Genomic DNA, 19,584 nt, shown 5'->3' on the forward strand with positions numbered 1-19,584 from the left:
TGTGATAATAGATAGCTTGATAACTACTTACGCGTACTAATGTACGATTGTATTGCTGTGATGATGCCCTCCCAGCGCTAGGCGGGCATCTGCACTATCGGTCAGAACGGCACGTCGTCATCGAAGGTGACATCGGGCACACTTTGATCATAGGCGGGTTGCTGATCAATGTGTTGACCGCCAGAGGTTTCAGTTTGAATTTTCCAAGCCTGAAGGTTGTTGAAATAGCGGCCGTTATACTCGCGCCCGCGGATATCAAAGGTTACGGTGACACTTTGTCCTATCTGCAGTGAATCAAGTAAGCTTACCTTATCTTGAACAAACTCAAGGTTTATGTCCTGCGGATATTTACCATCCTCGACGGTCACCACCATTTCCCGTTTTGTGAAGCCGCTGTTAAACGTTTGGGGGTCTTGAATTACTTTAACTTTGCCTGACAATTCGTAAGCCATTATTACTTGCACCCTACTTTTAATAAGTCTCTTTCGAGGATGAATTAAACCAGAAAGTGACGCATATTGCTTCTGCTTTATCCCTGTTTTAAGGGCGAGGGTTTAACTCGCTATGTCAGCCTGCTCACTAGGTTGAGAGGGCTATATGCTTGATAGATGGTGTTTGGATGTATCAACAGTGATGATGAAAGAGAGGGGATTTAGGCCGCCGAGATAAAACTTAAGGGCTCTAAACGGTGTTGTAGGTTTGGTGGTAAGCATCTGTTGGCATTAAAAAAAACACTCTCACGACGCACGTTGGGAAGTGATGCGGCGTGAGGGTGTGGCCAGAATGGCTAAGGGCGGAAGAGAATGAAGCGGGTCTTTATAAGCCCGTTTTCATCTACGGGCTCCGCTATGGTGGATTTGATTCGGCGGTTGCGTCAGACCTTATGATAGATTTCAGCGCCGGTTTCTTTGAACTCCTGCGATTTTTCCTGCATCCCTTTATCGGCCGCGGCCTCTAGTGTTGCGATCTGGCTAGCATCGAGATTACGAACCTCTTGGGATATTTTCATGGAGCAGAACTTTGGCCCACACATGGAGCAAAAATGCGCCACCTTCGCGGATTCCTTCGGCAAGGTTTCATCGTGGTAGGCGCGGGCGGTATCCGGGTCTAGACCAATATTAAATTGATCTTCCCAGCGGAACTCGAAACGTGCTTTGGACATTGCATTATCACGGATCTGTGCACCGGGATGGCCTTTGGCCAGATCGGCAGCATGAGCGGCGATCTTATAGGTGATAATGCCGGTTTTAACATCGTCCTTATTCGGCAACCCAAGATGCTCTTTTGGTGTTACATAGCAAAGCATGGCACAGCCATACCAGCCGATCATCGCTGCACCAATCCCTGAGGTGATATGATCATAGCCGGGTGCAATATCGGTAGTCAGGGGCCCAAGTGTATAGAAGGGCGCTTCTTGGCACTCGGTCAGCTGTTTATCCATGTTCTCTTTGATCATGTGCATCGGCACATGACCTGGGCCTTCAATCATCACCTGCACGTCATGTTTCCAGGCTACTTTGGTCAGTTCGCCTAGTGTTTCGAGTTCGGCAAATTGAGCTTCGTCGTTGGCGTCGTAAACAGAACCCGGACGTAGGCCATCCCCGAGTGAGAACGAGACATCATAGGCTTTGCAGATCTCGCAGATATCTTCAAAGTGCGTGTAAAGGAAGTTCTCTTCGTGGTGCGCCAAACACCATTTAGCCATGATAGAGCCACCGCGGGAGACGATGCCGGTCATCCGTTTCGCTGTCATCGGTACATAGCGCAGCAAGACACCAGCATGAATGGTAAAGTAATCCACCCCCTGTTCAGCTTGTTCAATCAGGGTGTCGCGGAATACTTCCCAGGTCAGGTCTTCGGCTACGCCACTAACTTTTTCCAGTGCTTGATAGATCGGTACTGTGCCGATAGGCACGGGTGAGTTGCGCAAAATCCATTCTCGAGTCTCATGGATGTTCTTACCGGTGGACAGATCCATAATGGTGTCAGAACCCCAGCGGATTCCCCAGGTCATCTTCTCGACCTCCTCTTCAATAGAAGAACTCAGTGCCGAGTTGCCGATGTTACCATTAATTTTCACCAAGAAGTTGCGGCCAATAATCATCGGCTCCAGTTCCGGATGGTTAATGTTGGCAGGAATAATCGCTCGGCCTTCGGCCACTTCTTGGCGAACAAATTCAGGGGTGATTTGATCGGGCAGTTTCGCGCCAAAGCTATGGCCTGGGTGCTGCTGCGCGACAATATTGCCTTCAGCTTGGGATTTAGCCAGTTTCATGTTTTCGCGGATGGCGATGAACTCCATCTCTGGGGTAATAATCCCTTGGCGGGCATAGTGTAGCTGGGTGACGTTTTCACCGGGCTTAGCTTTGAGCGGTTTGCGGGTCAGCTCAAAGCGTAAATGATCAAGGCGTAGGTCTTGCTCACGACCACGGCCATATTCCGAGCTTAGCCCCGCGAGTTGTTGGGTATCGTCACGCTCTTTAATCCAAGCGGTTCGCAGCGTCGGTAGACCTTTACGCACATCGATTTCAGTTTGCGGGTCAGTGTATGGGCCGGAGGTATCATAAACGTATAAGGGCTCGTTTTTCTCGCCGCCCATATCCGTAGGGGTGTCATCGAGGCTTATTGCACGCATCGGTACACGGATATCGGGACGGCTGCCTTCAATAAACACTTTACGCGAGCAGGGGAAAGGCTGCACGGATGCTTCGTCGACCTGTGCGCTGCGGCTAAGCGCGAGGGTGCTATGGTTTTGGCTTGTAGCGTTATCGGACATAGTACAACCACCTTATTTGTTTGTTGTTATTGATGAAGCTAGCCAGAGATTAACTGGCCTTTAGGTAAATGTGTCGCTCTTGCGAATCACTATAACGACACCGGCAGCCCTCTGATTAGTGCCAGAAATGGTTGCCGCTCAGGGCCAGTCACTAGCAGTATCGATTGAGCAGCCGGTCTTATGGTAGTCGGCATGACTGGCACTATATGCGACTGGGTTCTGTCTCTATGGCTTTTGGCGCAGCTCCATATACTGGGATGCGAATCAGAATCAATTTATTGATTCCCCCCAACGTTTAGGAGGTACCTATGTCGGCTATACAGAAGGCGCTGCCGTTTTCTAATACAGCAGTAAAACAGTGGCTCGCTTTAATTATGCCGGGCTTGATGCTTTGTCTTGTCGTGGGAATGGCTGGGAAATTTGTCTCGGAACACTACGGCGGCCCGATTATTTTGTATGCCTTGCTGATGGGGATGTCGCTTAATTATCTGTCGCAGGAAGGTCGCTGCATGGCGGGAATTCAGTTTGCGGCGAAGTCAGTTCTTCGTTTTGGCATCGCCTTACTCGGCGCTCGTATTACCTTTGAACAGTTGCTCGGCCTTGGTTTTACGCCGATCGCTATTGTCATGGTGGGGGTGCCTGCGACGATTCTCTTTGGTTATGTTTGTGGCCGTTGGTTAAAACTGAGTAAGTCGCAAAGTATTTTATCAGGCGCATCGGTCGGTATCTGTGGCGCGTCGGCGGCCTTGGCGGTTTCTGCCGTATTACCCGAGAATAAAGACTCTGAGCGTAATCTGATTTTTACGGTGATTGGCGTCACTGCCCTGAGTACGGTCGCGATGATTGCTTATCCGCTGATCGTTACTGGGTTGAATCTCTCCGAGACGGAGAGTGGTATTTTCCTTGGTGCAACGATTCATGATGTTGCTCAGGTGGTCGGTGCCGGGTATATGATGTCTGACGGTGTTGGTGATGTGGCGACCTTTACCAAACTGCTACGGGTGGCCGCCTTGGTGCCGGTGGTGATTGTGATCTCGCTGCTTGTATCCCGCCGGGGTGGGGCGCAAAAAGAGGGCGCATCGAAGCTGCCATTACCGGGCTTTTTAGTTGCCTTTATTATTATCGTATCGGTCAACAGTACTGGCTATATTCCTCAGCCAGTGTTGGATGGTATGACTGAATTATCACGCTGGTGTTTAGTAACGGCGATGGTAGGGCTGGGTATGAAGGCGTCTTTCAAAGAGTTGTCAGAACTCGGCTGGAAACCCATCGCACTGCTGATTTCTGAAACCGTCTTTCTTGCGGTGCTGGTCACCATCTGGTTGTTCGCGGCGCGTTAAGTACCGCCCATTTGCCCCTGCGGCAGAGTGGATGTGTCTGTCACTCTGTCAAAAGGGCTGTCGTTTCTAATACCGTTGCTGATGCAGCCCTGCCAATGGCCGTTTCTTGCGGCCTTTTATTCATCCCGCAAAAGACTAAAGCTGTGTTTTATCGGTATTAGATTAGCCTTGCCAATATTTTAATACGCTACTGACGAGTCGTTAACCATTGTGTCGTGATGAGAGGTACCCTTTCATGGGGATATAGGTCGGTTTTATGGCGAATACACGGTTGTTGAATTGACTCTGACGGCAGTACTCGGATAATGCCGTCCTCGTTTAGTTTTAACCTCATCAATGGTAGCCCCTGAATGTCACAGCAGAATGATCAAAACGGTATGTTTTGGACGACCTTAGCTTATATCGTTTGGGGGCTGATGCCGCTGTTTTATCAATACCTGCGAGGTGTTGAGGCGATGGAAATCTTTGCGTTTCGGGTGCTCTGGTCGGTGCCGTTGATGATCTTATTATTGTGGCTAACGGTGACGCCGGTACGGGTGTTTATGTTACTACGGGAGCCCCGCACATTTTTCTGGTTGTTCTTATCGACAGGGTGTATCTCAACGAGTTGGTTTTTAAACACTTGGGGGTAACCCACGGGCAGGTATTGCTGGTAAGTCTCGCTTTTTTTCTCACGCCGTTGATCAGTATTCTGATTGGCGTATTTTATCTGCGAGAGCGGTTAACGCCGTTTCAGTTATTGGCACTACTGTTTTGCTTAGGCGGCTTTCTCTATGCCTGTGTCAGCCTGGATTCGTTTCCTTGGTTAACCATCGGGATTGCGCTGTCATTCGGTAGTTATGGCTTGATTAAAAAGCAGGTAAAGATCGATACGCTCAATGGTTTGGCGGCAGAAGCAATTTTGATGGTGCCTTTTGCACTGTTCTATCTGGTCGGCGTGGCGGGCAGCAGTAGTTATGCTGAGAACCAGGGAGATGTAAGAATCTTATTGATGCTCACGGCACCGATGACCATTCTGCCGCTGGGGTTGTTTGCGTTTGGCGTTAAGCGGATGCAGAGTCTAACCAGTATCGCGATACTGCAATACCTTGAGCCGACACTGTACTTTTTGTTGGCGGTGTTTGTGTTTAAAGAAGCGGTTGATAATGACCGCTTGATTACCTTTGGTTTGGTCTGGGTGGGCTTTTTTCTATTTACCTTGGATAGTCTGCATCGTCACCGTAAAGCACGTCGATTGCTGCTAGCTGAAGCTTGAATTTAGGTTTGAGCTTAGTTTACGGTTTAACGTTGGGCTGTGCTGGAAATCACTGCCCAACGCTAAATAACATTAGCCAATGACGCCGTCAATCGGCGATGACGCGCTAGCATACATCTTTTTCGCCATCCGTCCGGCTAGATAGCCCTCTCGGCCACACTCCACCGCTTTACGCATCGCCTGCGCCATCAATACGGGATTATTAGCATGGGCAATGGCGCTATTCATCAAAACCCCTTCACAGCCGAGCTCCATCGCGAGGGCGGCATCGGAGGGTGTGCCAACGCCGGCATCGACAATGATCGGCACTTTGGCATTTTCTAAGATCAAGCGAATATTATTAGGGTTTTGCAGTCCCAGTCCTGAACCTATCGGGGCGCCGAGAGGCATCACGGCGACGCAGCCCATCTCTTCCAAACGCTTACAGATGAGCGGGTCATCACTGGTATAAACCATCACTTTGAAACCATCGTTGATCAGGGTTTCCGCCGCCGCCAGTGTTTCGGTGACATTAGGATAGAGGGTTTTATCATCGCCGAGCACTTCTAACTTAACTAGGTCGTGTCCGTTCAGCAGTTCTCGTGCTAATCGACAAGTGCGCACCGCTTCCTCGGCGGTATAGCAGAAGGCCGTGTTCGGTAGAATGCAGAATTCATCCGGTGAGATAACATCCAACAGGTTGGGCTGACCGGGGTGTTGGCCAATATTGGTACGACGCAGGGCAACGGTGACAATTTCTGCACCACTCGCGCGAATAGCGGCCCCGGTTTCTTCCGGGTCACGATATTTTCCGGTGCCTACCATCAGGCGTGAATTGAAGCGGCGTTCGCCAATGATGAGTGGATCATTACGCTGTAAATCATGGGACATGGGGGGCTCCTGCGGGCACGGATTATGAAACATAGCGGGGGTGAATGGCGATTAACCGCCCCCAATGGCGGTAACGATTTCGATCCGGTCATCGCTACTCAAGTGAGTATTTGAGTGCTGGCTCTGGGGAATGACTTCCTGGTTAACCTCAACCGCAATACGTTTGCCTGTCAGTTCAAGCGCGTCAATTAATTCTTGTAAGTGCTTGCTGCTGGCCCACTGCATTTGTTCTCCATTAACGGTGATGTGAATCATGGTGGAACCTCATGTTGTCGCTATGTAATGGCGCTTTGTTCTTTTCTGGTAGTCATACTCGGAAATATCGGGCTTATCTTTAAGAGCCAGATATTCTCTCCCGGTGAGTCCAGCCAAGTGAATTCGCCGGTTATGGCGGCTGGCATCATATCAGTCAGTTAACTGGTTCTAACGGGGTTTTACTCAAGCCAAGTAGTTTATAAGCATGGATACGAAGTAGGGACGCAACAGTGCCTTATGACTAACCGAGTGATAGGAATGGGAGTGTTGCTGCTCTCTCCTCTGAATATACAGCCTGCCATTGAAGTCACAGGCTCGTATGAAACACAGTACCCTCAGTGGAGGCTTGTATGACTTATAGCTCTAACGAATTTGATGCGAAAGAAGTAGTTAATAATGACCGTAAGCACGTTTGGCATCACCTTTCGCAGCATAAACCCTATGAAGAAAATGACCCGATGGTGATTGTTAAGGGCGAAGGGATGCGGGTATGGGATGCGAAAGGCAATGAATATCTGGATGCCGTTTCCGGTGCCGTATGGACAGTCAACGTCGGTTATGGCCGTACTGAAATTGCCGATGCCGTGCGTGACCAACTGGTTACCTTGAACTACTTTGCTCAGACCGCCGGTAACGTCCCAGCAGCACAGTTTGCTGAGAAACTAATTGATAAGATGCCGGGCATGAGCCGGGTTTACTATTCAAACTCGGGTTCTGAAGCGAACGAGAAAGTGTTTAAGATGGTGCGCCAAATTGCCGAGAAGAACTACGGCGGTAAGAAGCATAAAATTCTCTTCCGGGAGCGTGATTATCACGGTACGACCATTACGGCATTGAGTGCGACCGGTCAGTTTGAGCGTAAAAATCAATATGGCCCGTTCACCCCTGGCTTTATTGAAGTGCCGCACTGCTGTGAGTATCGTGCTCAGGAAGGTGCCGATCTGGAAAACTACGGCGTATGGGCGGCCAATCAGATTGAAAAAGTCATTCTCGCTGAAGGACCGGATACTGTTGGCGCCCTTTGTCTTGAACCTATTACCGCAGGTGGTGGTGTGATTGAGCCGCCTCATGGCTATTGGGAGCGGGTACAGGAGATCTGCAAGCAATATAATGTGTTGCTGCATATCGACGAAGTCGTGTGTGGGCTGGGTCGTACCGGTAAATGGTTTGGTTATCAGCACTATGGTATCAAGCCGGATATGGTCACGATGGCTAAAGGTGTGGCTTCTGGCTATGCGGCCATCTCTTGTACGGTGACCACTGAAGCGGTATTCGACCTGTTTAAAGAGCCTGAAGATGGCCGGATGGATTACTTCCGTGATATCTCAACCTTTGGCGGCTGTACTGCTGGGCCTGCAGCGGCACTGGTTAACATGCAGATTATCGAAGATGAAAAACTGCTGGATAACGTGGTTGAGCAGGGTGAGTATCTTCGTGGACGTTTGCATCAGTTGATGGATAAATATCAGGTGATCGGCGATGTGCGTGGTAAAGGTTTGTTTGCAGGCTTTGAGTTGGTGAAGGATCGCTTAACCAAAGAGCCTGTTGATGAGGCGCTGTCGATGCAGATTGGGGCGCACTGTATGTCAAATGGCGTGATCATTGGTCGTACTAACCGCTCGTTTAAAGAGTACAACAATACGATCTGTTTGAGCCCTGCGCTAATTGCTACGCGCGCTGATATCGATAAGATTGTGGATGCACTGGATAACGCATTGGCGGATTTAGCACCGAATAGCTAATCGCTGAGAGTATTCTTTGTTAGGCCGTCGCCTCAGGTTGTTACAACGCTGAGGCGTCGGTTTTATAGATCCGGACGGGGTTCACCTGGGCCGGATTTATGCGTCCAAGCGCTGGTTAAAGCGTCGGTTTTTCTATATATATGAAGGCTATGCTTAATCGTTTGAGTCGTCACTGTTATTAGCGATAGACTCTGTATCACTTTAAGTGGTGATATTCACAATAATAAAAAGCACAACAACCCGCAGTACTGAGTCGCAGTAATCGGATTTATCGTTTCTCAGCTATTTGGAAGAAGCTGATAGATAAGTCCCAATGCCTGAGTGTTTGGCCGGTTGATGAATGTGCTACTGAAAAAGGTAGATTCCATGTTTCAGCTCTTCCATTTGACACCTAAGCAGGGCGGAAGCCTGCAGCAGCAGTTACGGGAACAGATTGCCTCGGCTATTCTGAACGGTAATATTCCGTTGGACCGTTCGTTGCCCTCCAGCCGTAAGCTAGCGCAACAGTTAAATGTTGCACGTAACACTGTGGTATTGGCATACGAGCACCTGCTCGATGATGGCTATCTGATTGCGCGCGAGCGCAGCGGTTATTATGTTAATGGTGATATTCTCAACGGCCAGGTAAAGACTGAAGCGTCGCTTGGTAGCGATGATGACGTTGGTGAGCACTCTTCACCCGATTGGGATCAGCGTTTTAAACTTCGTCCTAGCCAGCAAACTAATATTGTTAAACCCCGTGATTGGCAAAAATATGAATATCCGTTTATCTACGGACAGTTCGATGCCTCGCTGTTTCCTACGATCAACTGGCGTGAATGTTGTCGGGATGCGGTCAGTGGCCCTTCAATCAGTGAATGGGCCGCTGATCGGGTTGATAATGATGATCCGATGCTGGTGGAGCAGATTAGAACTCGACTATTACCCCGTCGTGGTGTTTGGGCTTCGGCGGATCAGATTTTGGTAACGGTAGGGGCGCAGCAGTCGCTCTATATGATCGCCAAACTGTTGCTAGATAAACAAAGTACCATCGGCTTGGAAGACCCGGGTTATGTGGATATTCGTAATATCGCCAGCCTCAATCCAGCGCAGATAAAGCCGATACCCGTTGATCAGGATGGCATGTTGGTTGATGAACGGCTCAGTGATTGCGATCTTATTTACACCACCCCGAGCCACCAGTGCCCAACCACCGTCACGATGCCGATCGAGCGACGTTATGAACTATTACGCCGGGCCAATGAAGATGACTTTCTGATTATCGAAGATGATTATGAGAGTGAAACCAACTTTAAATCGAACCCAATACCGGCTTTAAAAAGCTTGGATAAGAATGATCGGGTGCTCTATATCGGTAGCTTATCGAAGACCCTGGCGCCGGGCTTGCGTTTAGGGTATCTGGTGGGGCCTGCCGAGCTAATTAAAGAGGCGCGGGCATTGCGTCGGCTGATGGTGCGTCATCCGGCCGCCAATAATCAACGTTCGGTGGCGCTGTTTTTAGAACGGGGCTATCACGACTCACTGATTATGAATATCACCCGTAACTATCAGACCCGCTGGCGTGCCATGGACGAAGCCCTGACGAAGCACCTGCCTGAGTCCCATAACCTGCCTACCTTTGGTGGCTCCTGTTTCTGGGTTAAAGGCCCGGAGGGTTTAGATGCAGATGCCTTGCGTCGCCGCGCGCGGGAGCATTCAATCTTGATCGAATCCGGCGAAGTACACTTTTTGCAAAGCCCTGCGCCTAAGAACTATTTTCGCTTAGGTTACTCATCCATTTCGACCGACAGGATTGAGCCGGGGATTGCCAAACTGGCTGAGCTTATTCATGAAATGAGCTAATTGTTCGCTCATACAGGTACACACTACCGTCTGGCGTAGGCGGTAGTCTGAATCTGGTTCTATTGGTTAACTAACTGTTTTATAAAGATTTACCTGTTTTAAGTCAGGCTTATCTAGTCTGGCTCAACCTGTTTCTCAAATCTGGTTCTACTGAGAATTCGGCCCGCCTCCTAATCTGTAACCACGTTATCCGTTAAAGCGATGCTGTTTGGCATTAGCCCCGGGACGGAAATTATCGTTGCTCTAAGGTGAATCGCAGCCTTGTAGCACTTAAATCGTTTAATTTGGCTTTGGCGATGGTTGCCCCTTCGTCTAGTACAATAATAAGGAATTCAAATATGGCTCGAATGACTCCTAGTGAAGCGATGGTAGAAACCCTCGTTGCTAACGGTGTAACCGACAGTTTCGGTATCATGGGTTCAGCGTTTATGGACGCAATGGACATCTTTACTCCAGCGGGTATCCGATTGATTCCGGTTGTACACGAGCAGGGTGCAGGCCATATGGCTGACGGCTACTCCCGTGTATCAGGTCGTCATGGTGTGTGTATTGCTCAGAATGGACCGGGTATCACTAACTTTGTTACCGCCATCGCCGCGGCATATTGGGCGCACTCTCCGGTTGTTTGTATTACCCCGGAAACCGGTACTAACACTCAGTGGCTCGGTGGCTTCCAAGAAGCACAGCAACTGCCATTCTTCGAAACCATTACCAAGTATCAAGTGACCGTAACAAATAACAGCCGTATGGCTGAATATACCGCGCGCTGTTTCGATCGTGCGATGCTGGAAAACGGCCCAACTCAGCTGAACATTCCTCGTGACCTGTTCTACGGCGATATCGACTGTGAAATTCCAGAACCGATCCGTATCGAACGGGCTGCTGGTGGTGCTGAAGCACTGAAAGCGGCGGCAGAGCTGCTGGCGAATGCTGAATTCCCAGTGATGATCTCCGGTGGTGGTGTGGTTCTGGGCGATGCCTATGATGAAGCGATCGCTATTTCTGAACAGCTGGGTCTGCCGGTAGTAAACAGCTACCTGCATAATGACTCATTCCCAGCATCTCACCCTAACTGGTGTGGTCCTCTGGGTTATCAGGGTTCTAAAGCCGGTATGAAACTGATCGCTAAGGCCGATGTTGTCTTGGCGTTGGGTACGCGTTTGGGGCCTTTCGGTACGTTGCCTCAGCACGGTCTCGATTACTGGCCAAAAGACGCTAAGATCATCCAAATCGACTGCAACCCTAAAATGCTGGGTCTGGTTAAGAAAGTTGATGTGGCTATCTGTGGTGATGCTAAAGCAGCCGCTCAAGCGATCATGGGCTTAATGGAAGGCAAGCCGGCCAAGTGTCTGGAAAACCGCGCTGAACGTGAAGCTGAAGTGGCAGCGGAAAAAGCGGCATGGGAAAAAGAGCTGGATGAGTGGATCCACGAGCGCGACGATTACTCTATGGAGATGATCGAAGAGCAGTCTGGTGAAGAGGGTAACTACCTGCACCCACGTCAGGTGCTGCGTGAGCTTGAAAAAGCGATGCCTGCCGACGTGATGGTGTCTACCGATATCGGTAACATCAACTCTGTTTCTAATAGCTACCTACGCTTTGAGCGTCCACGTTCATTCTTTGCGGCAATGGCTTTCGGTAACTGCGGTTACGCTCTGCCAACGATGATCGGTGCTAAAGTTGCTGCGCCAGAGCGCCCAGGGATTTCCTACGCGGGTGATGGTGCTTGGGGTATGTCGATGATGGAGATCATGACCTGTGTCCGTGAAGATATTCCGGTCACCTCTATCGTGTTCCATAACCGTCAGTGGGGCGCTGAGAAGAAGAACCAGGTTGATTTCTACAACCGTCGCTTCGTTGCTGGCGAACTGGAAAACCCAAGCTTTGCTGAGATTGCCCGGTCTATGGGTGCTCAGGGTGTAACCGTCGATAAACTGGAAGACGTCGGTCCAGCGCTGAAAGCGGCGTTGAACGATCAGATGGAAAACCGTAAAACGACTGTTATCGAGATCATGTGTACCCGTGAACTGGGTGACCCGTTCCGTCGTGATGCGCTGTCTAAGCCTGTTCGTCATCTGGAAAAATATAAAGACTACGTATAAGTCACAGTACTTATATAACGTCTAAAACCTAGCGTCAGAGTCTTCGCAATGGAGACTCTCAGGTTTTTAATCGGAGGCTTATGGTCTCCGATTTTTCAAGTTTTCTGCGAATAAGTGATTGATATATAAGTTTTGCTTCCGGTTTTTTGACGACTGACAGCATGCGGTTTCAGTATTTTATTCACAGGTTTTCTTGGAAGTATCTTCTTAATAACAATTAAAATTAAGGCCGCTGCGAATGAAAGCATTAAATAAAATTTTTACTCGGGCTGCAGAGAACCCAAAGCGTGTCGTGTTAGCTGAGGGGGAAGACCCTCGTATTATTGCCGCAGCAGTCACGGCGACCCAGCGGGGTATCGCCGCGATTACCTTGTTAGGTGACGCTGATAAAATTAACTCACTAGTGGCGGCGGCGGGATATAGCCTCGATGGTATTAATATCATCAACCCACCTGAGTCTGATGCTATCCAGTATTACGCTAAAACCTTTTATCAATTGCGTAAGCACAAAGGGATCTCTTTCGATAAAGCGGTAGAACTGATGCAAGACCCTTTGCATTACGCCCAGATGATGGTGCATCTCGATGATGCGGATGGTTCTGTGTGTGGTGCTGTTTATACCACGGGCGAAACTGTGCGCGCGGCTATTCAGATTATAGGTATGGCCGACAATGCGAAGATGATCTCAAGCTTTTTCTTGATGATGCTGTGTGAGCCTTTTCATCAATTGAAAGGTGGGGTGATCTTCTCCGACTGCGGTTTGGTGATCGATCCCAATAAAGAACAGTTAGCACAGATCGCGATGTCAGCGGCCAACAGCGCCCGCACCTTGCTGGATGAAGAGCCAAGAGTGGCCATGTTATCTTTCTCGACCAGCGGAAGTGCCCACCATGCTGCCGTGGATAAAGTGGTCGAAGCAACTAAGATCGTCAAGCAGCAGATGCCTCATTTGGCGATCGATGGTGACGTGCAACTCGATGCCGCTATTGTCTCGGAGATTGCCGAGCGCAAAGTGACCGATTCTGCCACGCATGGTAAAGCGAATGTGCTTGTTTTTCCCAATCTAGAGGCGGGTAATATCGGCTATAAGTTAGCCGAGCGAATTGGTCAGGCTGATGCTATTGGGCCTATTCTCCAGGGACTGAAAAAACCGGCTAATGACCTCTCTCGGGGCTGCAGTGCCAACGATGTTGTGAATGTGATTGCGATTACGGTGGTGCAGTCACAGAGCCTCTAATCTACACTGGGGCAGGCTCACTGGCTGCGCCTGTCTGCCCATCGAGGGAGTTATACCCGGTAGGGTCGCTGTATCGCACTTCGGCGTTGAATTCGCGAAGTGCATCAATTTCAGCGCGCAGTATGCTGAGTGCCGCCACTAAAATTGTTTCATTCCTCGTTGTTGAACCTACTGCTCTGAATGCTGGCCTTTATTTAACCCCTCATTCAAACCTTTTAATGCACAGCATTGCTAATGCAAGCCGCAAACGATGATCGCTACACTCTGGTGCTGATCTCATTACGGCGTTCGCTAGAGGGCCAAATAACGTCGCTATAAGCTCTGCAGCTGTTGGTTCTAAAGTCTTATAAAGACTGGCACTAATCAGGCTGCGGCAACCGGTCTTTAATGTCAGACATCGACAGACAATAACAATAATCAGACTAGGAGATTAACGATGGCTTTAAGTCGTTACGGTTTTATCGTTAAAAGCGCAGACCTTGAAATGTTCAAACATCACTCACGGCTGCACAGTGACAATTTTGATATGTCGATTGCCGGTGTCGCCGATGTTGCTCAGGCACAGATGGTCGCCCAAGAGATGATCACCAAAGGTATTCAGCTAATCGAGATGTGCGGTGGGTTTTCCACCGATGATGCTCAGTTAGTGCGTGATGCGATTAATGATCATATCCCGGTTGGGGTGGTGCAATATAGTGAAGCAGAGCGGCAGCGCTTGGCTGAAGAGCTGAGTTGATCGGGTGTTTATGAAGATCTATATCGCGGATAACTCTCCTCTGTACTGTGCCGGTATTGAGCAGTTGCTGAAACAGCTGGGGGTTGCGGCGGCGATTGCATCCTTTAGTCATTTTGACACCCTGCAGCAGGCACTAACGCAGCGGCAAGGGGCGGTGTTGATGATCGTTGATGCGCGGTTACCGGGGCTAGATAGCCTCGAAAAACTGCAATCGTTGTTAGGTGAGCGTCGTGGGCGCTTGCTGATGCTCTCGGATCATAAAGATCTTCGCTTTATGCGTCGTTTGTTGGCTCACGGGGTTCAGGGTACGGTTGCCAAAACGGCCTCACTTGAGGAACTACAGCAAGCGATTAAAGCGGTGCTGCAGGGGCATCGCTGGGGTTATGCACTGGGCAGCGAAGGCGCTAAGGTTGATCCGGTAGGGCGTTTAGGTTATGCCATGAAGAAGCTATCCCATCAGGAAAATAATGTGCTGCGCTTTGCTTGTACCGGGCTACGGAATAAGCAAATTGCTTCCAAGATGGCGTTAACCGAACACACCATTAAAACGCATATGTCGAATATCCTGCGCAAGCTCGAGATAGAAAATCGAACCCAGCTGGTGGTGGCGATTAAACGGGTTGATATCGATCAGCCGCAGTCTGCAACGGCCTAATATTGATTCAAAGGTGACTTATGCCGATTACATTTAAAACATTTGATATTGAACCCCAGAGTAATATTGATTATGCCCGTTCTTGTGCGGCTATGTTGACGACCATTGTTAGCCAGAAGCCGCGGGTGCAGTGTATTACCAATACCGTGGCGATGGATTTTACCTCGGATATTTTGATGGCTGTGGGTGCCCGCCCCTCATTGACGATGGGGATTGATGAAATTCGAGAGTTTGTCGCTAGCAGCGACGGTTTGAGTATCAATATCGGTACATTAGATAGTGCGCGGAAGATGGCTATCAAGCCGGCGATAGAAACTGCGTTGGATTATCAGCGCCCTTGGGTGCTCGACCCGGTTTCAGTGCAAGCGTCAAATACCCGCTGCGATTATGCCCGGGAATTACTCGAGCTTAAGCCCACGGTGATTCGGGGCAATAGTGCTGAGATTAAGGCACTGCTCGGTCAGGATACGCCGGAAGCTGCATCGCTGCTCGCCCAGCAAACCGGCGCGGTAGTCGCACAAACCGGTGATACGGTGCTGGTAACCAATGGTAATACCACACTGGTGATTGCCAATGGTCATCACCTACTAACCCGGGTCTCTGCGATCGGCTGTGCCGCCACGGCGCTGATCGCTACCTTTTTATCGGTCAATCGCCGGGCGTTTGATGCGACGGTACAGGCATTACTGGCGATCTCGGTTGCTTCAGAAATTGCCGCGCAGCGCGCCAATGGGCCTGGCAGTTTGCAGATGCATATTTTGGATACGCTCTATGGGCTGAATCAGGAACAGTTGGAGAGCCGTTGTCACTTGCTGAAATGTGAAGAGGTGGCGGCATAAGCCGGCGATAGACGTTTTATTGTTGGATTTTGAATGTTCATATCGTCAAAGGTAGGCCCGATAGCGTTAACTCATCACAACGCTATCGGGCCTGCTTGGTGAAGGTGATAACGGAGCCTGTTGGTAAATAAAAGGTTGGTTCGCTCTTAGCGTGCCAAGTCTTTATGCAGCATATTTTGGGCTAGTCGGCCACTCATACCCCCCGAATGGTAACAATAGAACGAATAGTCCCAAGCTCTCGCCGGTTAGGCTAATAGCTGCTTTATAAAACAGTAGCGTTGCCACCAGTCACTGCCTCGCAAAACCTTGCTAACCGTTTTTCGCTCCTGTTCGTTGCCGTATTCCACGCTGGCGTTGAAGTCTTGAATCAAGGGCAGCATCCGAGAATAGAGCTGGCGACACTGCTGCTGGTATTCAAGGTAATTCGTGGCGCTTTGTGGCTGATGTAAGCGTGTGCTGATGCGGGCTTGTAGCGCAGCGTTAAAAGGGAAGACCGGCAGCTGAGGGCAGAGATAGAACAGTAGCCAAGCAGCATGTTGTTCATGGTAGCCACTGCCAAACACCTCGGCCGCCGCCTGTTGAATCAACTTGATTGCTTGTTGCTGCTTCTCCTCGTGGCTGAGTAGGTCAAGCTCGTACCAGATAGGCTCAAGTTGTGCGCGCACAAAGGCGTCTAAGTTTGAGGCCATGTTGGTAAAGTCATAGCCGTTATGCGCTAGCTCGGCCGCTTGCCACAGAATATTGAGATAGGTTTTATCAACGAGGGTTCTACCGGCGTTAAGCCACTGATAATGCGCCGCATGTTCAAGGCTGCCATAAAAGATGGACAGTAAACCGTTACTGCTACTGCGGGCATCATGGCCACTGCCAACGCGTGGGCTAGGCTGATGCCATTCTTCGATTGTGCGTTGGGCTGTTACTTTACAGATATCTGTGTTCATTATCTGGTCACTCGTTGTCAAAAGATATCACACTATAAAAATACCCAGGCTATTGCCCAAGCACCAGCTTAAGGTTCTGCTTAGGGCCAACGATTGACGTTCTTCTGCTTTGGATCGAAGTCACTCAGGCTATCGTTAGAGAGAAGGCTTGTAACCTGTGGGAGTCCTTTTTAAGGGCGATGTCGACTCGAATTTTCTGGTTCGACAGTAAAGGTTGGAACCAAAGGCTGACTCTGTAGCTTTAGTATTGTGTTACCTACACCTTTACAGGGTCTATACGGTTAAGGGGGAGCGGAGTCTGTGTTTTATGTCGTAAATAGGAAAAGCTGGGTAGTCACGTTATGCTGGGGCGATGTGCCTAGACAGATTTCTGTCTTATGCTAGCCTCTACAATACTGTCAGCTTATTCAGCTTATCCAGTAGTGTAGAGGCTTTTTGGGTTAATGATTCTGCCTGTACATCAGCCTTCTTTAACGGCGATAGGGATGATCAGCATCGGCACATGGGCGCGGTTGAGTACGTTTTTCGCCACGCTACCGAGGAAGGTATGCATGATGCCTTTTTCATGGGTTCCCATCACGATTAAATCAACTTCTAGCTCTTTTGCATACTTAAGAATGGTCTCGGCGGGAAAGCCTTCGACGACATTGATTGAGCTGATCTGCTGACGCACATGTAACTCATCGGCATGTAGGTTATCCCAGAAATTTTCCTGTCGCTGGTGCAGTTTCGCTTCGGCGTTGTGGACTCTCTCTTGCAGCAGATCGTGCCGTACATTTCGATCCATTACATAGGTTTGCAGTGTGATTTTTGCTTCGTTAGATAGCTTCTCTACAACATGGAGAATATGAATTTTGGCACCGGTTTTTTTGGCGATATAACTTGCATGTTCAAAGGCGGCGGTAGAACTTTTGGAAAGATCGGTGCTGTAAAGAATCTTGCGGACTTCAGGTAGCATAATCGAATTCCTGTCATCAAGTGATTAGGGCCGGAGGATCGCCGGCCCATTGTTAAGTGGGGTTAAGGGGACTAGTAACCAAATTGGCGTGGCAGGAAGAGCGCAATCTCTGGAAAGAAGGCGATCACGAACACGGCAATGGCCGACACAAGGGCAAAAGGCAGGGCTTTTACGGTTACTTCTTCGAGGGATATATTGGATATACCGGATGCCACGAAGAGGTTCTCCCCTAGCGGCGGGGTGGCAAAGCCTATCGATAAACTGCACACCATCACGATGCCGAAATGTACCGGATCGATTCCGAGGTTGTAGGTCACAGGTAGCAGCACCGGTGTCAGAATCATGATGGCCGCTAGGGTTTCCATAAACATCCCGACGAACAGCAGGAAGATAATAATCAAGAACCAGATCAGGTAGATGTTATCGGTCATGCTCAGCATTGATTCGGCGACAACGGCGGGAATCTGATTTTCGACCAGTAGACGTCCGAATACCGTCGCGGTGAAGAGGATCAGCAGTACCCGACCGGATAACCAGGTGGTGGTTTCCAAGGAGCGAAACAGATCTTTCCAAGTAAGCTCTCGATGGATAAAGACACCTACAAATAGGGTGTAAAATATCGCGACTATGGCCGATTCCGTGGGGGTGAAGAAGCCGGAGTAGATGCCGCCGAGAATCACTAGCGGAGCCATCACCGACCAGAAACCGGTGCGGAATGATTCAGCGATATGTTTAATATCCCAGCCTTCTTCTGTACCGGCATAACCGAGTCGTTTACAGCGGAAATAGTTCAGCGTTAATAAGCTGATTGAGATGACTAGGCCCGGCAAGACGCCGGCGATAAACATCTTAGTGATGGAGACACTCTGGAATTCGCCATGGGCGGCAATCGCTTCCGGTGGCACGCTGAGGCCGATGGCAGAGATACCAAAAATAACCATCGGAATGGACGGTGGAATAACAATCCCTAACCCACCGGATGAAGCGGTAATGGCTGAGGCATACCCCTTATCGTAGCCACGCTTAACCATGGCCGGGATCATTAGCATGCCAACGGCGGCGGTGGTAGCAGGGCCTGAGCCTGAAATTGCGCCGAAGAACATACAGGCCAAAACGGTTGCGGCAGAGATACCACCGGTGACCGGTCCGGCAAAACTTTCCGCGAGAGTGACCAAACGTTTGGATATCCCGGCGGCTTCCATCAAGGCGCCAGCCAGAATAAAGGCTGGCAGTGCCATAAGGGGAAATGATCCCACGGAGGTAAAGGCTATCTGCACGAATTTAATCGGGTTTTGATCGAGGTAGAGAAACGATGATAATGCCGCAACACCCAGTGCGACGGTAACGGGGGCGCCCATGACTAACAGGACCAAAAAGGACCCGAACAGTATTATTGCGATGGATGATTCAGCCATGTTCTGCTCCTGATCGTGCGGCGGGTTTGTTATTATTTTCGTCGAGATCCAGTTCGATCAACTCATCCAATTCTTGAGAGTCGGGGTCGCGAATATCGATGCCTTTAACCAGTTTGTAGTAGTTCACCTGAATAATTCGGATGGTCATCAGGGTGAAGGCTATCGGCAGGATGAGATAGAAGTACTTCATCGGGATGCCGAGGGTCTGGGATTTCCAGAATATATTCATCTTGTGGAAGACAAAGTCGTATGACAGATAAACAAAATATGAATTAAAGGCGATCCAGATGATGTCGGAGAGAAACTCCAGAATCGGCGGAAGCCAAGATGGCATTAGTTTGTACTGAAAAGTGACTCGGTTATGTGCTGCAAGTTTGGCAGCATAGCTTGCACCGAAGAATACAAACCAGACAAACATATACACAGAAAGCTCTTCACTCCACGAAAAGGAGTAGCCAAATAGCTGACGCGAGACTATCTGTGCAAAGAGTAGGGTGACAAATAACGCTAACAAGGTGCGGCAGATGTAGCTTTCTATGTTGTCGAGGAAATGGATAATTTTACTGCCCATTATTCGGTCTCCGTTGAACGCCAATCCACCGATTAAAACGCGGAGGATTG

At 49.6% G+C, this 19,584-nt stretch carries 18 protein-coding genes; 10 read left to right on the plus strand and 8 right to left on the minus strand.

The genetic code is table 11. The features are described 5' to 3' along the window. Window positions 1-101 precede the first annotated feature (101 nt). Both AC0L4K_RS06040 and thiC read right to left on the minus strand, forming a co-directional pair. Complete coding sequence (locus tag AC0L4K_RS06040; protein WP_417228276.1) at window positions 102-452, minus strand: DUF3127 domain-containing protein; 351 nt, start codon at window positions 450-452, stop codon at window positions 102-104. 422 nt (window positions 453-874) lie between these two features. Beyond that, window positions 875-2,776 carry a phosphomethylpyrimidine synthase ThiC gene (gene thiC / locus AC0L4K_RS06045; protein WP_473268587.1) on the minus strand — a complete coding sequence of 634 codons (1,902 nt, stop codon included), beginning with the start codon at window positions 2,774-2,776 and terminating at the stop codon, window positions 875-877. Between the two features lie 308 nt (window positions 2,777-3,084). Here thiC and AC0L4K_RS06050 point away from each other — a divergent pair, with 308 nt between their 5' ends. The 3 genes from AC0L4K_RS06050 (at window position 3,085) to AC0L4K_RS06060 (ending at window position 5,371) form a co-directional block, all read left to right on the plus strand. Continuing rightward, on the plus strand, window positions 3,085-4,116 hold the full coding sequence (locus tag AC0L4K_RS06050) for a YeiH family protein (RefSeq protein ID WP_417228274.1): 1,032 nt from the start codon (window positions 3,085-3,087) through the stop codon (window positions 4,114-4,116). Window positions 4,117-4,466: 350 nt separating this feature from the next. After that, window positions 4,467-4,748: a hypothetical protein gene (locus tag AC0L4K_RS06055; protein WP_473268589.1), complete on the plus strand. Its 282-nt coding sequence runs from the start codon at window positions 4,467-4,469 to the stop codon at window positions 4,746-4,748. Continuing rightward, window positions 4,739-5,371, plus strand: coding sequence for an EamA family transporter (locus AC0L4K_RS06060; protein ID WP_473268590.1), 633 nt, complete (start codon window positions 4,739-4,741; stop codon window positions 5,369-5,371). Before AC0L4K_RS06055 ends, AC0L4K_RS06060 begins: the two co-directional genes overlap by 10 nt. Before the next feature lie 72 nt (window positions 5,372-5,443). On the opposite strand, the gene AC0L4K_RS06065 is transcribed toward AC0L4K_RS06060, so the two are convergent. Next, complete coding sequence (locus tag AC0L4K_RS06065; RefSeq protein WP_473268591.1) at window positions 5,444-6,241, minus strand: thiazole synthase; 798 nt, start codon at window positions 6,239-6,241, stop codon at window positions 5,444-5,446. Window positions 6,242-6,292: 51 nt separating this feature from the next. After that, window positions 6,293-6,496, minus strand: coding sequence for a sulfur carrier protein ThiS (gene thiS / locus AC0L4K_RS06070; protein ID WP_417228271.1), 204 nt, complete (start codon window positions 6,494-6,496; stop codon window positions 6,293-6,295). A 350-nt stretch (window positions 6,497-6,846) separates the two neighbouring features. On the opposite strand from thiS, the gene AC0L4K_RS06075 reads away from it, so the two are divergent. The 7 genes from AC0L4K_RS06075 to thiM all read left to right on the plus strand — a co-directional run bounded on the left by AC0L4K_RS06075 (window position 6,847) and on the right by thiM (window position 15,649). Further along, entirely contained in the window at window positions 6,847-8,238 is a 1,392-nt protein-coding gene (locus AC0L4K_RS06075; protein ID WP_473268592.1) for an aminotransferase family protein, read from the plus strand. 366 nt (window positions 8,239-8,604) lie between these two features. After that, window positions 8,605-10,080 (plus strand): MocR-like pyridoxine biosynthesis transcription factor PdxR, encoded by a 1,476-nt coding sequence (gene pdxR, locus AC0L4K_RS06080; protein WP_417228269.1) that lies wholly within the window; start codon window positions 8,605-8,607, stop codon window positions 10,078-10,080. A gap of 338 nt (window positions 10,081-10,418) precedes the next feature. Further along, window positions 10,419-12,182, plus strand: coding sequence for a sulfoacetaldehyde acetyltransferase (gene xsc, locus AC0L4K_RS06085; RefSeq protein ID WP_473268593.1), 1,764 nt, complete (start codon window positions 10,419-10,421; stop codon window positions 12,180-12,182). 238 nt (window positions 12,183-12,420) lie between these two features. After that, a complete protein-coding gene (pta, locus tag AC0L4K_RS06090) occupies window positions 12,421-13,419 on the plus strand; it encodes a phosphate acetyltransferase (RefSeq protein ID WP_473268594.1) in 999 nt (332 codons plus the stop codon). 436 nt (window positions 13,420-13,855) lie between these two features. After that, complete coding sequence (locus AC0L4K_RS06095) at window positions 13,856-14,155, plus strand: DUF6506 family protein (protein WP_417228265.1); 300 nt, start codon at window positions 13,856-13,858, stop codon at window positions 14,153-14,155. Between the two features lie 10 nt (window positions 14,156-14,165). Beyond that, on the plus strand, window positions 14,166-14,810 hold the full coding sequence (locus AC0L4K_RS06100) for a LuxR C-terminal-related transcriptional regulator (RefSeq protein WP_473268595.1): 645 nt from the start codon (window positions 14,166-14,168) through the stop codon (window positions 14,808-14,810). 20 nt (window positions 14,811-14,830) lie between these two features. Beyond that, entirely contained in the window at window positions 14,831-15,649 is an 819-nt protein-coding gene (gene thiM, locus AC0L4K_RS06105) for a hydroxyethylthiazole kinase (RefSeq protein WP_473268596.1), read from the plus strand. 245 nt (window positions 15,650-15,894) lie between these two features. Here the strand turns inward: thiM and AC0L4K_RS06110 are convergent, their stop codons facing one another. The 4 genes from AC0L4K_RS06110 to AC0L4K_RS06125 form a co-directional block, all read right to left on the minus strand. Further along, window positions 15,895-16,590, minus strand: coding sequence for a hypothetical protein (locus AC0L4K_RS06110; protein ID WP_473268597.1), 696 nt, complete (start codon window positions 16,588-16,590; stop codon window positions 15,895-15,897). A gap of 460 nt (window positions 16,591-17,050) precedes the next feature. Next, window positions 17,051-17,548, minus strand: a complete 498-nt coding sequence (locus AC0L4K_RS06115) for a universal stress protein (RefSeq protein WP_473268598.1) — start codon at window positions 17,546-17,548, stop codon at window positions 17,051-17,053. Between the two features lie 71 nt (window positions 17,549-17,619). After that, window positions 17,620-18,963, minus strand: a complete 1,344-nt coding sequence (locus AC0L4K_RS06120) for a TRAP transporter large permease (RefSeq protein ID WP_417227144.1) — start codon at window positions 18,961-18,963, stop codon at window positions 17,620-17,622. Next, entirely contained in the window at window positions 18,956-19,534 is a 579-nt protein-coding gene (locus tag AC0L4K_RS06125; RefSeq protein ID WP_473268599.1) for a TRAP transporter small permease, read from the minus strand. The genes AC0L4K_RS06120 and AC0L4K_RS06125 overlap by 8 nt, the downstream gene beginning before the upstream one ends. Window positions 19,535-19,584 lie beyond the last annotated feature (50 nt).

It is taken from the genome of Amphritea sp. GJ51-11, from assembly GCF_055808735.1.

Bases quoted from the DNA above. Each gene is read 5' to 3' on its own strand.
- AC0L4K_RS06115 (WP_473268598.1), bottom strand. From the start codon at position 17,548: ATGCTACCTGAAGTCCGCAAGATTCTTTACAGCACCGATCTTTCCAAA.
- AC0L4K_RS06125 (WP_473268599.1), bottom strand. From the start codon at position 19,534: ATGGGCAGTAAAATTATCCATTTCCTCGACAACATAGAAAGCTACATC.
- AC0L4K_RS06100 (WP_473268595.1), top strand. From the start codon at position 14,166: ATGAAGATCTATATCGCGGATAACTCTCCTCTGTACTGTGCCGGTATT.
- AC0L4K_RS06120 (WP_417227144.1), bottom strand. From the start codon at position 18,963: ATGGCTGAATCATCCATCGCAATAATACTGTTCGGGTCCTTTTTGGTC.
- AC0L4K_RS06065 (WP_473268591.1), bottom strand. From the start codon at position 6,241: ATGTCCCATGATTTACAGCGTAATGATCCACTCATCATTGGCGAACGC.
- thiM (WP_473268596.1), top strand. From the start codon at position 14,831: ATGCCGATTACATTTAAAACATTTGATATTGAACCCCAGAGTAATATT.
- thiS (WP_417228271.1), bottom strand. From the start codon at position 6,496: ATGATTCACATCACCGTTAATGGAGAACAAATGCAGTGGGCCAGCAGC.
- pta (WP_473268594.1), top strand. From the start codon at position 12,421: ATGAAAGCATTAAATAAAATTTTTACTCGGGCTGCAGAGAACCCAAAG.
- AC0L4K_RS06095 (WP_417228265.1), top strand. From the start codon at position 13,856: ATGGCTTTAAGTCGTTACGGTTTTATCGTTAAAAGCGCAGACCTTGAA.
- AC0L4K_RS06040 (WP_417228276.1), bottom strand. From the start codon at position 452: ATGGCTTACGAATTGTCAGGCAAAGTTAAAGTAATTCAAGACCCCCAA.
- xsc (WP_473268593.1), top strand. From the start codon at position 10,419: ATGGCTCGAATGACTCCTAGTGAAGCGATGGTAGAAACCCTCGTTGCT.
- pdxR (WP_417228269.1), top strand. From the start codon at position 8,605: ATGTTTCAGCTCTTCCATTTGACACCTAAGCAGGGCGGAAGCCTGCAG.
- AC0L4K_RS06050 (WP_417228274.1), top strand. From the start codon at position 3,085: ATGTCGGCTATACAGAAGGCGCTGCCGTTTTCTAATACAGCAGTAAAA.
- thiC (WP_473268587.1), bottom strand. From the start codon at position 2,776: ATGTCCGATAACGCTACAAGCCAAAACCATAGCACCCTCGCGCTTAGC.
- AC0L4K_RS06055 (WP_473268589.1), top strand. From the start codon at position 4,467: ATGTCACAGCAGAATGATCAAAACGGTATGTTTTGGACGACCTTAGCT.
- AC0L4K_RS06075 (WP_473268592.1), top strand. From the start codon at position 6,847: ATGACTTATAGCTCTAACGAATTTGATGCGAAAGAAGTAGTTAATAAT.
- AC0L4K_RS06110 (WP_473268597.1), bottom strand. From the start codon at position 16,590: ATGAACACAGATATCTGTAAAGTAACAGCCCAACGCACAATCGAAGAA.